Genomic DNA, 14,103 nt, shown 5'->3' with positions numbered 1-14,103 from the left:
GCTTCAGCGGCGGTGGGTGGCCTTCAGGAGGACGGCGTAGAGCGCCGCGGCGAGCGGCAGCGCGGCGACGACGCCGAGGTTGGCGGCGCCCCAGGTGCCGGACTTGGCGCCGGGCGTCAGCAGGTAGCCCACCGCGTGCGCGAGGTTCTCGTCGGTGGAGGTGATCAGCCCCAGCCCCACCGCCGTCGCCGCGACCATCGCCGCCACCGCCGGCCAGCCCACCCGCCTGGCCAGCTCCGGCGGCGGCCAGGACTCCCCGTCGCGGCCCCGGAACCGCCAGACGTCCACCAGGAACACCGCGCACCACGCCGCCATCGCCACCCCGATGATGGACAGGAACGCCTGGAAGGTGGCGAAGAAGCTGTCCGAGACGAAGAGCAGGTAGAACCCGCCCGCCGTCATCAGCACCCCGTCCACCAGCACCGCGAGGTGACGCCGTATCGGCACGCCCAGCGCCAGCATCGACATCCCGGAGCTGTAGATGTCCATGATCGCGCCGGAGACGAACCCGCCGATCGCGGTGAGCAGGTACGGCACCAGGAACCAGGTCGGCAGCCGCTCGGCGAGCGCGCCCACCGGGTCCGCCGAGGCGGCCGCCGCCAGCTTGGGGTCGCCGGCCGTCATCAGCACCCCGAAGACCAGCAGCACCAGCGGCGCCAGCACCCCGCCGAACGTCGTCCATCCGGCGATCGGGCCGGCGGCCGTCCGGCGCGGCAGGTAACGGCTGTAGTCGGCACCGCAGTTGACCCAGCCCAGCCCGAGCAGCGTCATGGCCAGCACGATCCCGCCGAGGAACGCGGCGGGACCGCCGCCGTGCAGCGAGCCCAGCCGGCCCAGGTCCAGCTTGGGGATCATGATCACCAGATAGGCGACGGTGAAGACGGCGATGACGACCGTCAGCCACGCCTGCACCCGCATGATCAGCGCGTGCCCGAACATCCCCACCAGGACGACGGAGAGCGCGGTGACGGCGAAGCAGAGCGCGGTCGCCGCGGTGGTGGGCGCGCTGCCGGAGCCGTGCGTCGCGAACGCGGACGGCGCGGTGCGCGCCAGGATCGCCGCCCCGCCCATCGCGGAGAGCGTCACCAGCACCGTCTCCCAGCCCACGTTGGACAGATAGGAGAACGCGGTGGGCAGCTTGTTGCCCTGCCGCCCGAACGGCAGCCGGCTCACCGCCATGGTCGGCGCCCCGGTGCGCGGGCCGGCCACCGAGACGGCCCCGACCAGCAGGAAGGAGAGCAGATAGCCGACGGCCCCGGCGGTGAGCGCCTGCCAGGCGCTCAGGCCCAGCCCGACGATGTAGACGCCGAAGGCGATGCCGGCGAGCGAGAGGTTGGAGGCGGCCCAGGGCCAGAAGAGGCCGGCGGGACGGCCGTGGCGCTCGGCGTCGGGGACGGTGTTGATGCCGTTGGTCTCTATAGCGGCGGGCGAGGTATTGGCCGACATGGAGGGGGTGATGCCCTCTCCGGAGCGGATTCAACGCCCTCGGCCCCCGGACTTCTAGACTGGCCCTCATGACTTCAGCGGGACCGGTGCGCGGTGAGACCTCGGCGGTGGTGGGGCTCGGGGCGGGCGACTCCGCCGACACCGACATGGTCCTCAACATCGGCCCCCAGCACCCCTCCACCCACGGGGTGCTGCGGCTGCGGCTGCGCATGCAGGGCGAGCGGATCACCGCCGCCGAGCCGGTCGTCGGCTACATGCACCGCGGCGCGGAGAAGCTCTTCGAGGCGCGCGACTACCGGCAGATCGTGGTGCTGGCGAACCGCCACGACTGGCTCTCGGCGTTCTCCAACGAGCTCGGCGTCGTGCACGCGGTGGAGACCATGCTCGGCATGGAGGTGCCGGTGCGGGCGGTGTGGCTGCGCACGCTGCTCGCCGAGCTGAACCGGGTCCTCAACCACCTGATGTTCCTCGGCTCGTACCCGCTCGAACTGGGCGGGATGACGCCGGTGTTCTACGCCTTCCGGGAGCGGGAGGAGCTGCAGGCTGTGATGGAGGAGGTCTCCGGCGGCCGGATGCACTACATGTTCAACCGGGTCGGCGGGCTCAAGGAGGACCTGCCGGCCGGCTGGACGCGGCGCGCCGCCGCAGCGGTGGCCGCGGTGCGCTCGCGCATGGGCGTCTTCGACGACCTGGTGCTCGGCAACGAGATCTTCCGGGCGCGGACGCGCGGCGTCGGGGTGCTGCCCCGGGAGACGGCGCAGGCCTACGGGGTGAGCGGGCCGGTGGCGCGGGCGTCCGGGCTCGACTTCGACCTGCGCCGGGACGAGCCGTACCTGGCCTACGGCGAGCTGGCGGACGTGCTGCGGGTGGCGGTCCGTCAGGAGGGCGACTGCCTGGCCCGCTTCGAGTGCCTGCTGGAGCAGACGCACAATGCGCTGGAGCTGGCCGAGGCGTGCCTGGGCCGGCTGGCTGAGCTGCCGCCGGGGCCGGTGAACCAGCGGCTGCCGAAGGTGCTGAAGGCCCCGGAGGGGCACGTCTACACCTGGACGGAGAACCCGCTGGGGCTCAACGGGTACCACCTGGTGTCGCGGGGGGAGAAGACGCCGTGGCGGCTGAAGCTGCGCTCGGCGTCCTTCAACAATGTGCAGGCGCTGACGGAGCTGCTGCCGGGCTGCCTGGTCGCCGACATGGTGGCGATCCTGGGCTCGCTCTTCTTCGTCGTCGGCGACATCGACAAGTAGCCGGCAACGCCCCCGCCCAGCCCGCGTCCGACCCACTCCGGGCGGGGCGGAGGGGCGGAGGGGCGGCGAGGGGACCGGGCGGCGCTACGCGTGCTCGCGCCGCAGGGAGACCACGTTGAGCGTCTCCGTCTCGTCGTGCGCCGTCAGATCCACGACCTCGTCGTGGTCCCGCGCCGGCGCCGGCTCCCCGAAGTAGTCGAAGCCCTCCGAGGCGTCCACCGAGACCTCGCCGGCCTTGCGCAGCTCCACCCGCGCGACCCGCTCCACGTGCTCGGCCTGCTCCGCGCCGCGCTTCTCCAGCGCGCGCAGCGCGTTGTAGGCCCGCAGGTACAGCTCCGGCGTCGGCATCACCCGGGGCTCGGCCGCCACCGCCGCACGTGCGGCCTCCGCCGCCTCGACCGCCTCGGCGGCGACCGCCGCGAGCCGCTCCGCCTCGGCCTCGGCCGCGCGCCGCGCGGCCGCCTCCTCGGCGCGGCCCTGCAGCGCCGCGACATGGTCGACGCTCAGCCGGTCGACCTCGCCCCGCAGCTTGACCGTTTCTGCACGGACCCGGCGCAGCTCGGCCGCGCCCGCCGCCAACTCGTCGCGCTGCCGCGCCAGCTGGCGCTCCAGCCGGCCGCGGGTCGCCTCGGCGACCTCGGACTCCGCCTCCAGCCCGGAGATCCGCTGGGCGGAGGTGGACTCGGAGCGGGACCGGGCGGCCTGCTCGGTCTCGAGTTCGTAGGCGGCGGCGCGGTCCCGCACGCGAAGCAGGACCGCGGCCGCCAGGGCGGCCAGCGCCGCGCAGCCCACAGCCACGCGGAGCAGGCGCGGATCGTCGGTGAGCGCGGCAACCGCCGCGCAGAGCACGGCGAGCGCTCCGGCGATGGCGGGGGGAAGCAGCCTGCGCAGCGGTGACGAGTTGCGATGGCGTCCACGTGGCATGGGACAGAACCTATCGTGCGTGACGGGGGAACGGCGGGAAACCCCCGCCTTTGCCCGTGTTTTGACCCTGGATCGAGACATTTGGGCTCATGGGGGCCCCGCCGGCGACTCGGCCATGCCGCGCGCTCCGGTCCCGATCCGCGTTGCGGGACCGGAGCGCGGCATCCCCCCGAGTGGCCTCTCCGGTGCGGCGGTGGCCCGCGCACGACCGGAGGGCGGACCAACACTTTGCCGCGCGGAGCGATCCGGAGTCTTGGACAAATCCGAACCGCCCCGCGTCTGAGCGCCGGGCGCTACCCGATCAGAGCAGCCCCTTCTGGGTGAGGTAGGTCTTGGCGACGTCCGCCGGCTTCTGCCGCTGGGCGTCCACGTCCCGGTTGAGGGTCGCCAGGTCCTGGGTGGTCAGCACCGAGGTGAGCTTCTCCAGAGCGGCGGCGATGTCCGGCTTGTTGGCCTTCTTGGTGTTGAGCACCGGCACCACGTTGTCCGCGTTCTGCAGCTTCTTGTCGTCCTGCAGCAGCGTCAGCTTGAAGTCGGGCAGCGTGGCGTCGGTGGAGACGGTGAGCACCAACTGGTCGGTGCCGCGCTGCACGGCCTGCTTGCTGGGCACGGTGCCGACGCCCTTGGGGTCGATGCCCTTGACCTTGATGCCGTACTTCTTCTCCAGGCCGGGGGCGCAGAACGGGCGGGTCTTGCACTCCTCGCCGGCCGCGATGGTGACCGGCACGCCGGCCCTGCCCAGGTCGCTCAGCGTCTTCAGGTGGTACTTGGCGGCGAACGTCTGGGAGACCGCGAAGGCGTTCTGGTCGACGGCCTTGCCGGGGGCGAGCGCGGTGAGCCCCTTCTGGGCGGCGAGCTTCTTCAGGTTCGCCTCGGTGGAGTTGATGTCCGGGGAGGCGACGGGGTGCTGCTCGGTCGCCTTCGGCCCGTTGATCTTGGTGTTGAGGAACTCCGCCATGGTGGCGGCGTACTCGGGGACGACCGCCAGGTCGCCCTTCTCCAGCGCGGGCTCGTAGATCTCGCGGTCGGAGACCGTCTGCACGCTGGTGGTGTAGCCGGCCTTCTGCAGCACCAGGGCGTACATGTTGGCCAGCACCTTGCTCTCGGTGAAGCCGGCCGAGCCGACCACCAGGGTGCCCTTGCTCTTGGAGCCGGCCTTGGAGGACCCGGAGCCGGAGCCGCCGGACTTCTCCAGCGAGTTGCCGCTGCCGCAGGCGGCGAGGCCGCCGGCGAGCAGGACGGCGGTGGCGGCCGCCAGCACGGATCTGCTGCGTATCGGAAGAGTGCGCTTCATGCGGGTTCGGTTTCCGTTTCTCGAGGCGCGGTCGCGCGGTCGTCGGTCGGGGGGTTCTGCCGGTCGAGGCCCCGGACGTCCTTGGCGGACTTGCCCGGGCGCCGCGCGGCGCCGTGCGGGTCGGTGATGCGCTGCAGGATCGCGAAGACGACCTCGACGGCGAGCGCGAGCAGCGCCACCAGGACGGCTCCGGCGACCACCTGGGCGGTGTCGCGGAGCGCGAAGCCGGCGGTGATGATGCGGCCGAGGCCGCCGCCGCCGGGCAGCGCGGCGAGGGTGGCGGTGGCGATCAGCTGGACGGCTCCGGTGCGGATGCCGGTCATCACCAGGGGCGCGGCGAGCGGCAGCTCGACGCGCCACAGCAGCTGCCCGCCCGTCATGCCCATGCCGCGTGCGGCCTCCCGGGCGTCCGGGTCCACCTCGCGCATGCCGACGTAGGCGTTGGTGAGGATGGGCGGGATGGCGAAGAGCACCAGGGCGATGACGGTCGGCAGGGTGTTGCCGCTGTTGCCGAGCGGGCTGATGAAGAGCAGCACGAGCACCGCGAAGGTGGGCACCGCCCGTCCGGCGTTGGCGATGTTGGCGGCGAGCGCGCCGCCGCGGCCGAGGTGGCCGAGGACCAGCGCGACGGGCAGCGCCAGCGCGCAGCTGATGACGAGGCAGACGGCGGTGAGCCACAGGTGCTCGCCGAACCGGTGCCACACCCCGTCCGTCCCGCTCCAGTGCGAGGGGTCGGCGAACCACTGCGCGGTCCGGGTGAAGATGTCGCCCATCAGCGGGCCACCGCCTTCCGCCACGGCGCCAGCAGCCGCTGCACGGTCAGCAGCAGCAGGTCCGCGCCGACCGCGATGATCACGCAGAGCACCGAGGCGGTGAGCACCTCGGCCTTGAAGTCGCTGCTCATGCCGTCGTAGATGAGGTTGCCGAGGCCGCCGTGGTCGATGATGCCGCCGACCGTCACCAGCGAGACCGTGGAGACGGTGGCGATCCGCAGGCCGGCCATCACCGCCGGCAGCGCCAGCGGCAGTTCGACGGAGAGCAGCAGCCGGGCCGGCCCGTAGCCGAGGCCGCGCGCCGCCTCCCGCACCTCCTCCGGCACCCCGTCCAGCCCGGCGAGGATGTTCCGCACCAGAACGGTGAGCGAGTAGAGCGCCATCGCCGCCACGATCCCGGACGCCGACAGCCCGAAGACCGGCAGCAGCAGCGAGAACATGGCGAGCGAGGGGATGGTGTAGAGGACGGTGGCGACCCCCAGCACCGGCGTCTGCAGCACCCGCACCCGGCGGGCCAGCAGCGCCAGCGGGAAGGCGAGCACCAGCCCCAGCAGCACGGAGGCGGCGGTCAGTTCGACGTGCTCGGCCACCGCGGAGGCGAGGTCGCCCGCGCGGGTGCGCAGATAGGTGCCGCAGATCCAGTCGTTCCGGATCAGGCAGTCGGCCGCTGGCGCGGCCAGGCTCGACGGGTCGTTCACGCGCCGCCTCCTATCCGCGTCCGCGGCGGGGAAACCCTCCGTGACCCGACCGTCATGTGGGGGTTGTCACGACCACCTGCCCGAACCATCGTTCGAGCGCGGTGCGCAGTCCCTCGGCATCCTCCTCGGGGTCCCCGTCCCAGGCAACGTATCCGTCGGGTCGGACAAGGAGCGAACGCCCCTCCGCCGTGGGCGTGATGTCCACGCGGTCCCGCCATGCGCCCCAGTCCCCCGTCTCGCGGTGCAGCAGCAGCACGCCCCGTGCGGCCGCCAGGGACGGCCGCGCCTCGTCGGGGAGCGGGTCGGCCCAGCGGCCGGTCGACCCCGCGCCCTGCCCGTAGCGGACGTCCGCGCCGGAGAGCAGGTCGGCGACCCTGCGCCGGTTGTCGGCGCTCTCCAGCAGTTCCCCCAACACCGCCCGCACCGCGGTGATTCCCTCGCCGGGCCGCATCAGCTGCATCTGGGCGCGGGTGTGCACCAGGACGCGGCGGCTGACCGGGGCGCGCTCCGCCTCGTAGCTGTCCAGCAGATCGTCGGGGGCGGTGCCGCGGACCGCGGCGGCCAGCTTCCAGCCGAGGTTGAGGGCGTCCTGGAGGCCGAGGTTGAGGCCGGGGCCGCCGATCGCGGAGTGCACATGGGCGGCGTCGCCGAGCAGCACCAGCCGGCGGTCGCGGTAGCGGTCGGCCTGGCGGGAGTTGAAGCCGGGGTTGCGGCGCAGCAGGTGCGGGCCGTCGCCGGCGGGCGGGCCGAAGGGCAGCTCGTGGCCGAGGACGCGGCGGGTGGCGGCGCGCAGTTCGTCGAGGGTGGCGGGGACCTCGTCGCCGGGGACGTCGGTGCGGTCCCACTCCATGGTGGCGAGGATGGTGTAGCCGGCGGGGAAGGGCGCCAGCGCGATGCCGCCGCCGTCGGTGCGGTGGTGGCGGAAGGCCGGGACGACGAGGCCGCCGGGGAAGCGCACCACTCCGGCGGCCCGGTCGATCTCGGCGCCGTCCAGGGAGACATGGGCGGCCAGCGAGACGAAGCCGTCGTCGGTGAGGCCGGGGAAGCCGATGCCGGCGAGCTTGCGGACAGCCGACTTGCCGCCGTCCGCGCCGACCAGGTAGCGGGCCCGCAGCCGGACGGGCGCGCCGCCCGATGCCGGCGCGGCCTCCACATCGACGCCGTCCTCGTCCTGGGCGAAGCCGGTGAGCGCCAGGCCGCGCCGGATCTCGGCGCCCAGCTCCAGGGCGCGCGCCTCCAGCACCTCCTCGATGCGGGTCTGCGGAACCATCAGCGTGGTCAGCGGGTTGGGGTCGAGGTCGTTCAGGGCGAGCGGCAGCCCGCCGAAGGTGAAGCCGGGCGCGGGGTCGGGCGGGCCGGGACGGCCGGCCAGCGGCTCGTAGAGGCCGCGGCGGTCGAGGGCGCCGACGACCTGGCCGACCAGGCCGTTGGCGCGGGGCACCCGGGTGCGCTCCGCCAGGGGTTCGAGCACCGTGGCGCGCACTCCGGCGAGGCGCAGCTCGGCGGCGAGGAGCAGGCCGTTGGGGCCCGCACCGGCTATCAGCACATCCGTCGGAAGGTCCTGAGAGTCCGTCATGTCCGTCAGCCTGGATTGACAGTCGGCCATCTGTCAAGCCAGACTGACAGGCATGGGGACGAGCAACACCGACGCCGGCACCGAGGACGACCTGGACGCCCGGATCAGATCGCAGGACCCGGCCGTGGCGCTGCGCGCGGTCGGCGCGCTGCACCGGCTCGCCGAGCGGGTCGAGGCGACGGCCGTCGACCTCGCCCGCACGAAGGGCTGGTCGTGGGAGCAGATCGGGGACGCCCTGGGCGTCTCCCGGCAGTCCGCGCACACCAAGCACGGGAAGGGGCACTGACCATGCCGTTCGCCGGCATTCGCGAGTCGAGGGCCGCGGTGCGGGCCGCCCTCCAGGAGGTGCGGGCCCGCGGCGACCGCCGGATCGGCACCGAGCACCTGCTCATCGGCGTGCTCCAGGACCCCCTGCTGGCCAAGGCGTTCGGCCGGGAGCCGGCCGAGGCGCGCGAGCTGCTGGAGGCGCTGGACCGGGAGGCGCTCGGAGTGATCGGGCTCGACGCGGCGGGGCTGCCCGCCCGGCCTGTCGCGCTCTCCCGCAAGCGCACCCCGCTCACCTCCGGCGCCCGCGCGGCCTTCCACCGCGCCAACCGCCACCCGGAGTGCGGCGCCGCCGCGCTGCTGCTGGCGCTGCTCTCCTGCCAGGCCCCGGATCCCGCGGCCGAGCTGACGGACCGGCTGGGCGTCGACCGGGCCGCGGTCCGCAGGACGCTGCTGGCCGATGTCGGTGACCCCGGGTAGCGTGGCGCGACATGGCCGCAATTGGGTTCGAGAACGTCGGCAAGCGGTACCCGGACGGGACCGTGGCCGTCCGCGACCTCTCTTTCGAGGTGGCGGAGGGCGAACTGGTGACGCTGGTCGGGCCGTCGGGCTGCGGCAAGACCACCACCATGAAGATGGTGAACCGCCTCATCGACCCCACCTCGGGCACGATCCGGCTGGGCGGCGAGGACATCGCCGCCGCCGACCCCGTCCAACTGCGCCGCTCCATCGGCTATGTGATCCAGCAGGTCGGCCTCTTCCCGCACCGCACGGTGCTCGACAACGCCGCCGCGGTGCCGGTGCTGATGGGCAGGCCGCGCCGGGAGGCGCGCAAGCGGGCCGCCGAACTGCTGGAGCTGGTCGGCCTCGACCCGGCGGTGCACGGCCCCCGCTACCCCGAGCAGCTCTCCGGCGGCCAGCGGCAGCGGGTCGGGGTGGCCCGGGCGCTCGCCGCCGATCCGCCGGTGCTGCTGATGGACGAGCCCTTCGGCGCCGTCGACCCGGTGGTCCGCGAGCGGCTGCAGACCGAGTTCCTCGGCCTCCAGCGGTCGCTGCACAAGACGGTCCTGTTCGTCACCCACGACCTGGAGGAGGCCGTCCGGCTCGGCGACCGGATGGCCGTCTACGGGCAAGGGGCGATCGAGCAGTTGGACACCCCCTCGACCGTGCTGGGCGCCCCCGCCAACCCCTATGTCGCCGACTTCGTCGGCGCCGACCGGGCGCTGAAGCGGCTGTCGGTGACGTCCATCGAGCCGGACGACCTGGAGCAGCCGCCCACCGTCCGGCTGGACGACCCGGCGCCGCGCGCCGTCGCCGCCATGAGCGCCGAGGACGTGCGCTGGTCGGTGGTCCTGGACGACGCCGGCGAGCTGCACGGCTTCGTCTTCCGCGACGACCTGGAGGGGCTCGGCGAGGACGGGAAGGTGCGCGGGGCGGCGCGCCGGATGGAGGCGTGGGTGCCGGTGGGCGCCCCGCTGAAGCAGGCCTTCAGCGTGATGCTCCAGCACGACGCCGGCTGGGTCGCGGTGCTGGACGGCGCGCGGTTCCTCGGCGTGCTCACCCCCGCCCTGCTGCACGAGGCGCTGCGCGCCTCGATCGGCGCGGCCGAGGAGGGCACCGAGCGCGCCCGGGTGACCGTCGAATCGGTCTCCGCGGCCGCGTTCTAGGGCCCGCGGCGCGGGCCGGCCGGGCGGCGTTCGCCCAGTTCGGACCGTTCCGTCCCCAACACCCGCGACACGGCGGGGGAATTCGCCGGACCTGCCGATACACGTGCACGTTCCGTGAGAGCATCATCACACTGTGCATCGTGCTGCAACGCTTGCCGATGGACACGCATTGTTGAAAGGTGGCAACTGCCAGTCAGCAGGTGCAACGTTGGAGGAGCACACGCGTGCCATTCGAGGACAATCCGGGAGCAGCCCCCGTGCGCGGGCCGCTCGACCGCCGTGAGAAGGCCGAACCCCGCACCGCAGCCGCCGAGTTGACCCTGCGCCACATCCTGTCCGCCCGGGTCTCCACCCCGGTCCCGACCCGCATCGGCTACCGCACCGACGACCCCTTCGCGGTGAGCGTCGAGTTCCGGCCGCCCGGGGAGGTGCCGGTGCTCTGGGTCTTCTCCCGCGAGCTGCTCGCCTCCGGCCTGCACCGCGCGGTCGGCCGCGGCGACGTGCGGATCTGGCCGACCGGCAAGGACGGCTCCGCGACGGTCTGCCTGGCCTTCGAATCCCCCGCCGGCCGCGCGCTGTTCGAGGCGGACGCGGTCCCGCTGCGGATCTGGCTGGCCCGGACCTTCCGCCTCGTCCCCCCGGGGAGCGAGCCGTCGCACATCTCGTGGGACGCGGCGATCGCCGCGCTGCTGGCCGGGGGCGCGGACGCTTCGGAGTAGGAGCGGGTGGGCGAGGCTCCGGCCGTCCGCCCGGCCCGCTCGACTCGCCCGCGCCGACCCCGCGGAGCCGCACATCGACTGCCGCCCCGCGCCCGTGCCCCCAGTGCCGTGACCGGACACGGCCCTAGCGGGGCGCCCCCGCGTCTTCGCCCTCGCCGTCGTCGGGGAGCTTGCAGACGCGCTGGACGAAGAAGGCGGCCAGCACCACCGCCACCGCGCCGAGCACCGACGCCCCGGCGAGGTAGGCGTCCTCGTGACGGGAGGCCAGCGCCGAACTCGTCACCAGGAACACCCCCATGCCCCCGTAGATCCCGGCGACCAGCGCCGCCACGATCGCGCTGGCATGCCCGAAGACCACCGCCCGGGCCGCCACCATCGGATCGACCCCCTTGGCGCCCGGAACCCGGTCGCGCTGCTGCTGCAGCCGCGTGCGCAGCCCCATCCCGGTGGCGAAGAGCACCACCGCGATCAGGAAGAGCACCACCGGAGCCGCCACCGGAACACCCGGCAGCGAGCCCATCGAGTCCCACAGCTTCGAGCCCGCCCAGGACAGCGCCCCGACCAGCACGGCCGTACCGATCAGCCAGGTCGTACGGAGGGGTCTCATGCCGCCAACCCTACCGGGGCAGCACCAGCGCCAGGTCCTCCCGGCGGCGCACCCCGGCGGTGTCCACCGCGGCGGCCAGGTCCTTGATCGGACCGTGCCCGGGCAGCTCCGCCATCGGGTCCGCGTCCAGCCACGGCACCAGCACAAAGGCGCGCTCGTGCGCCCTGGGGTGAGGCAGGGTCAGCCGGGCGTCCTCGCTGGTGCGGCCGTCGAAGTTGATGATGTCGACGTCCAGCGTCCGCGGGCCCCAGCGCTCCTCCCGCACCCGGCCGTAGGCGTCCTCGATGGCGTTGGCCCGCTCCAGGAGCGCGGAGGCCGGCAGCGTCGTCTTCAGCAGCACCACCGCGTTGAAGAACGCGGGCTGCTCGTCCGGGCCGCCCAGCGGCTCCGTCTCGTAGACCGCGGAGACGGCTTTGACGCGCACCCCCGGGGTGTCCTCCAGCGCGTCGACCGCGCCCTGCAGGTTCTCCAGCCGGTTGCCGAGGTTGGCGCCCAGCGCGAGCACCGCCCGACGCGGGTTCTGCAGCGTGGAGTCGGCCGCGTCGACGGCCTCCTCGATCTTCGGGTGGACCGGGCTGGTGCTGGTGATGCGGTCGCTGCTCATGCGCGGCTCCGGGTGATGGTGATGGTCACATCGTCGAACGGGACAGTGATCGGGGCATCCGGCTTGTGGACCGTGACCTCCACCTCCTGTACCGCCTCGTGCTTCAGGCACTGGTCCGCGATGCGCTGGGCCAGCGTCTCGATCAGGTCGACCGGCTCGCCCGCGACGATTCCGACGACCTCCTCCGAGACGACGCCGTAGTGCACCGTGCGGGCGAGGTCGTCGCCGGCGGCGGCCGGCCGGGTGTCCAGCGAGAGCACCAGGTCGACGGCGAACTCCTGGCCGTCGCGCCGCTCCTCGGGGAAGACCCCGTGGTGCCCGCGGGCCCGCAGCCCGCGAAGCGTGATGCGGTCCGGGGACCGGCCCTGGGTGCGGTCGGACACGTGGCTCCTCCTGGACGACAACGAAAAGTACGACGGCGACGGATGGATACAACAGCCGATCATTGAATCTACCCGGCGCCCCGGACACCCGGACACGCGGACTCCGCTCACCGGGTGCTGTTTGCGGGTCCATGACGGGTGCTCCGTCCGCGGGCCCCTACCCGGTAGCAACGCCCCTGGAACATGCGTCTTCCCGACCCGCCGGAAAGGGTGACCGGAATCACTGGTTCCCGGCGGGAACGGGATGTCGTCGCAGGTCGGGGCTGGTCAAGGGGACGTCAAGGATTGGTCATCGACGCCCAGTTGACGTTCAGCGGTTGACAGCCGGACGTTCATGTCCGCGGTGTTGACGCGCCTCACGCCGCCGCGTCGTCGTCGCCCGGCTCGTCCTCGCCGAGCAGCACCGGCGAGCCGTGGTGCGCCCACAGCCGCCACTCCCCCGCCACCCGGTGGAAGACGTTGGTGGCCACCACCAGGCCGCCGATCAGCGGGCCCGGGCCGCCGGGGTCGTCGTCCGCGCCGCCGAGGTCCTCCTCCGGATCCGGCTCGGCGTCGGCCGGCGCCCCGGTGAGGATGTTCTCGGTGCAGGTGACGACCGCGGTGTCGGCGTCCGCGCCCGCGACGGAGACCTCCACGTCCGTCAGGAAGAACTGGATGTACTCGGTGTTCGCCATGATCAGTGCGAAGGAGCGGAGCACCTCGGCGCGGCCGCGCAGCACCGGCCAGCCGGCGTGCACGCACGAGACGGACTCCCCGCCGTCGTCCTCCGGCAGCCAGACGCGGGCCATGGCGTCCATGTCGCCGTGCTCGATGGCGTCGTAGAAGCGGGCGTTGGCGGCGGCGACGGCCTCGTCGGCGGAGGGCGAACGCGCGCCGGGACGGCGGCCCTTGCCGTCGTCGTGCGAATCGGTCACTCAGCAGCTCCGGTTCGGGTGGGGGTGGAGGGTGCGGAAGGGGTGGTGCTCGCTGCGCGCTCGGGACGGGCGTGGGTGTGGACGGCGGCCATCACCCGGACCGCGTCCGCGCTGGCCGGGACGTCGTGGACGCGCACCGCCCAGGCGCCGTCCCGCGCGGCGAGCGCGGTGAGGGCGTGGGTGGCGGCGTCCCGCCCCTCCGGGGAGCGGCGCTCGCCCTCATCGTCCGTCAAGAGCCTGCCCAAGAAGCCCTTGCGGCTCGCCGCGACGAGCAGCGGGACGCCCAGGGCGGTGAGCTCGGGGAGGGCGGCGAGCAGCGCCCAGTTGTGCTCGGGGGTCTTGGCGAAGCCCAGGCCGGGGTCGACGATCAGCCGCTCGGGGGCGAGGCCCTGGCCGACGACCGCGTGGATGCGCTCCCGCAGTTCGTCGGCGACCTCGGCGACCACGTCGGAGTAGACCGCGCGGCGGTACATGTCGGCGCTCCACCCCCTCCAGTGCATCACCACGAACGGGACCTCCAGCGCGGCCACGGCCTGGACCATGTCCGGGTCGGCGAGTCCCCCGCTCACATCGTTCACCACACGGGCCCCTGCCCGCACGGCCTCCTCGGCAACCCTCGCGCGCATGGTGTCCACGCTCACCACGGCGCCGTCGGCGGCGAGTTGGCGGACGACGGGGAGGACGCGGCGCAGCTCCTCGTCCTCCGGGACGCGTTCGGCACCGGGACGGGTGGACTCGCCGCCCACGTCGAGGATGTCGGCGCCTTGCGCGGCGAGCGCGCGGCCGTGGGCGATCGCGGTGTCCGCGTCGAACCAGCGCCCGCCGTCGGAGAAGGAGTCCGGCGTGACGTTGACGACGCCCATGACCGCGGTGCGGTCCAGCGCGGGCAGGCCGAGCGGGGCGCGCCGGGGCGTCACCGCGGCGTCGGGGACAGGATGCGCTCGCATGCCCACAAGGTTAAGCGCCCACCCACCCCCACGTTCGCCGCCCCCA

Annotated in this window: 16 protein-coding genes; 5 read left to right on the top strand and 11 right to left on the bottom strand. The window is 73.6% G+C overall.

The window, feature by feature from the left end; genetic code table 11:
* Positions 1–3: 3 nt before the first annotated feature.
* Complete coding sequence (locus BIV57_RS02990; RefSeq protein ID WP_071655037.1) at positions 4–1,446, bottom strand: purine-cytosine permease family protein; 1,443 nt, start codon at positions 1,444–1,446, stop codon at positions 4–6.
* Positions 1,447–1,514: 68 nt separating this feature from the next.
* Between BIV57_RS02990 and BIV57_RS02985 the strand changes: the two genes are divergently transcribed.
* On the top strand, positions 1,515–2,687 hold the full coding sequence (locus BIV57_RS02985; protein ID WP_071655036.1) for an NADH-quinone oxidoreductase subunit D: 1,173 nt from the start codon (positions 1,515–1,517) through the stop codon (positions 2,685–2,687).
* An 84-nt stretch (positions 2,688–2,771) separates the two neighbouring features.
* On the opposite strand, the gene BIV57_RS24855 is transcribed toward BIV57_RS02985, so the two are convergent.
* From BIV57_RS24855 to BIV57_RS02960, 5 genes are all read right to left on the bottom strand, one after another.
* The gene (locus BIV57_RS24855; RefSeq protein WP_175548641.1) at positions 2,772–3,611 is read right to left on the bottom strand and encodes a hypothetical protein; all 840 of its coding nucleotides are present in this window, start codon (positions 3,609–3,611) and stop codon (positions 2,772–2,774) included.
* Positions 3,612–3,912: 301 nt separating this feature from the next.
* Positions 3,913–4,905, bottom strand: coding sequence for an ABC transporter substrate-binding protein (locus tag BIV57_RS02975; RefSeq protein WP_071655034.1), 993 nt, complete (start codon positions 4,903–4,905; stop codon positions 3,913–3,915).
* Positions 4,902–5,678, bottom strand: coding sequence for an ABC transporter permease (locus BIV57_RS02970; RefSeq protein WP_079169955.1), 777 nt, complete (start codon positions 5,676–5,678; stop codon positions 4,902–4,904). Before BIV57_RS02970 ends, BIV57_RS02975 begins: the two co-directional genes overlap by 4 nt.
* Positions 5,678–6,358: an ABC transporter permease gene (locus BIV57_RS02965; protein ID WP_071655096.1), complete on the bottom strand. Its 681-nt coding sequence runs from the start codon at positions 6,356–6,358 to the stop codon at positions 5,678–5,680. Before BIV57_RS02965 ends, BIV57_RS02970 begins: the two co-directional genes overlap by 1 nt.
* 70 nt (positions 6,359–6,428) lie before the next feature.
* On the bottom strand, positions 6,429–7,952 hold the full coding sequence (locus BIV57_RS02960) for an FAD-dependent monooxygenase (protein ID WP_071655033.1): 1,524 nt from the start codon (positions 7,950–7,952) through the stop codon (positions 6,429–6,431).
* A 52-nt stretch (positions 7,953–8,004) separates the two neighbouring features.
* Here BIV57_RS02960 and BIV57_RS02955 point away from each other — a divergent pair, with 52 nt between their 5' ends.
* The 4 genes from BIV57_RS02955 (at position 8,005) to BIV57_RS02940 (ending at position 10,602) form a co-directional block, all read left to right on the top strand.
* Entirely contained in the window at positions 8,005–8,238 is a 234-nt protein-coding gene (locus BIV57_RS02955) for an RNA polymerase sigma factor sigma-70 region 4 domain-containing protein (RefSeq protein WP_071655032.1), read from the top strand.
* A gap of 2 nt (positions 8,239–8,240) precedes the next feature.
* Positions 8,241–8,696, top strand: coding sequence for a Clp protease N-terminal domain-containing protein (locus BIV57_RS02950; protein ID WP_071655031.1), 456 nt, complete (start codon positions 8,241–8,243; stop codon positions 8,694–8,696).
* 11 nt (positions 8,697–8,707) lie between these two features.
* Positions 8,708–9,883 carry a betaine/proline/choline family ABC transporter ATP-binding protein gene (locus tag BIV57_RS02945; protein ID WP_071655030.1) on the top strand — a complete coding sequence of 392 codons (1,176 nt, stop codon included), beginning with the start codon at positions 8,708–8,710 and terminating at the stop codon, positions 9,881–9,883.
* Positions 9,884–10,107: 224 nt separating this feature from the next.
* Entirely contained in the window at positions 10,108–10,602 is a 495-nt protein-coding gene (locus BIV57_RS02940; protein WP_175548640.1) for an SsgA family sporulation/cell division regulator, read from the top strand.
* A gap of 124 nt (positions 10,603–10,726) precedes the next feature.
* Here the strand turns inward: BIV57_RS02940 and BIV57_RS02935 are convergent, their stop codons facing one another.
* The 5 genes from BIV57_RS02935 to folP form a co-directional block, all read right to left on the bottom strand.
* On the bottom strand, positions 10,727–11,209 hold the full coding sequence (locus tag BIV57_RS02935; protein WP_071655028.1) for a DUF3180 domain-containing protein: 483 nt from the start codon (positions 11,207–11,209) through the stop codon (positions 10,727–10,729).
* A 10-nt stretch (positions 11,210–11,219) separates the two neighbouring features.
* Positions 11,220–11,813 (bottom strand): 2-amino-4-hydroxy-6-hydroxymethyldihydropteridine diphosphokinase, encoded by a 594-nt coding sequence (gene folK, locus BIV57_RS02930; RefSeq protein ID WP_071655027.1) that lies wholly within the window; start codon positions 11,811–11,813, stop codon positions 11,220–11,222.
* On the bottom strand, positions 11,810–12,196 hold the full coding sequence (folB, locus tag BIV57_RS02925; protein WP_071655026.1) for a dihydroneopterin aldolase: 387 nt from the start codon (positions 12,194–12,196) through the stop codon (positions 11,810–11,812). The genes folK and folB overlap by 4 nt, the downstream gene beginning before the upstream one ends.
* Before the next feature lie 356 nt (positions 12,197–12,552).
* Complete coding sequence (locus BIV57_RS02920) at positions 12,553–13,110, bottom strand: nuclear transport factor 2 family protein (RefSeq protein WP_071655025.1); 558 nt, start codon at positions 13,108–13,110, stop codon at positions 12,553–12,555.
* Positions 13,107–14,057: a dihydropteroate synthase gene (gene folP / locus BIV57_RS02915; protein WP_071655095.1), complete on the bottom strand. Its 951-nt coding sequence runs from the start codon at positions 14,055–14,057 to the stop codon at positions 13,107–13,109. Before folP ends, BIV57_RS02920 begins: the two co-directional genes overlap by 4 nt.
* Between the last annotated feature and the right edge of the window lie 46 nt (positions 14,058–14,103).

The organism is Mangrovactinospora gilvigrisea, from assembly GCF_001879105.1.
In the GTDB taxonomy this organism is placed as follows: domain Bacteria; phylum Actinomycetota; class Actinomycetes; order Streptomycetales; family Streptomycetaceae; genus Mangrovactinospora; species Mangrovactinospora gilvigrisea.
Note: the sequence above shows the minus strand (reverse complement) of the source record. Positions and strands in the feature narration are given on the sequence as shown.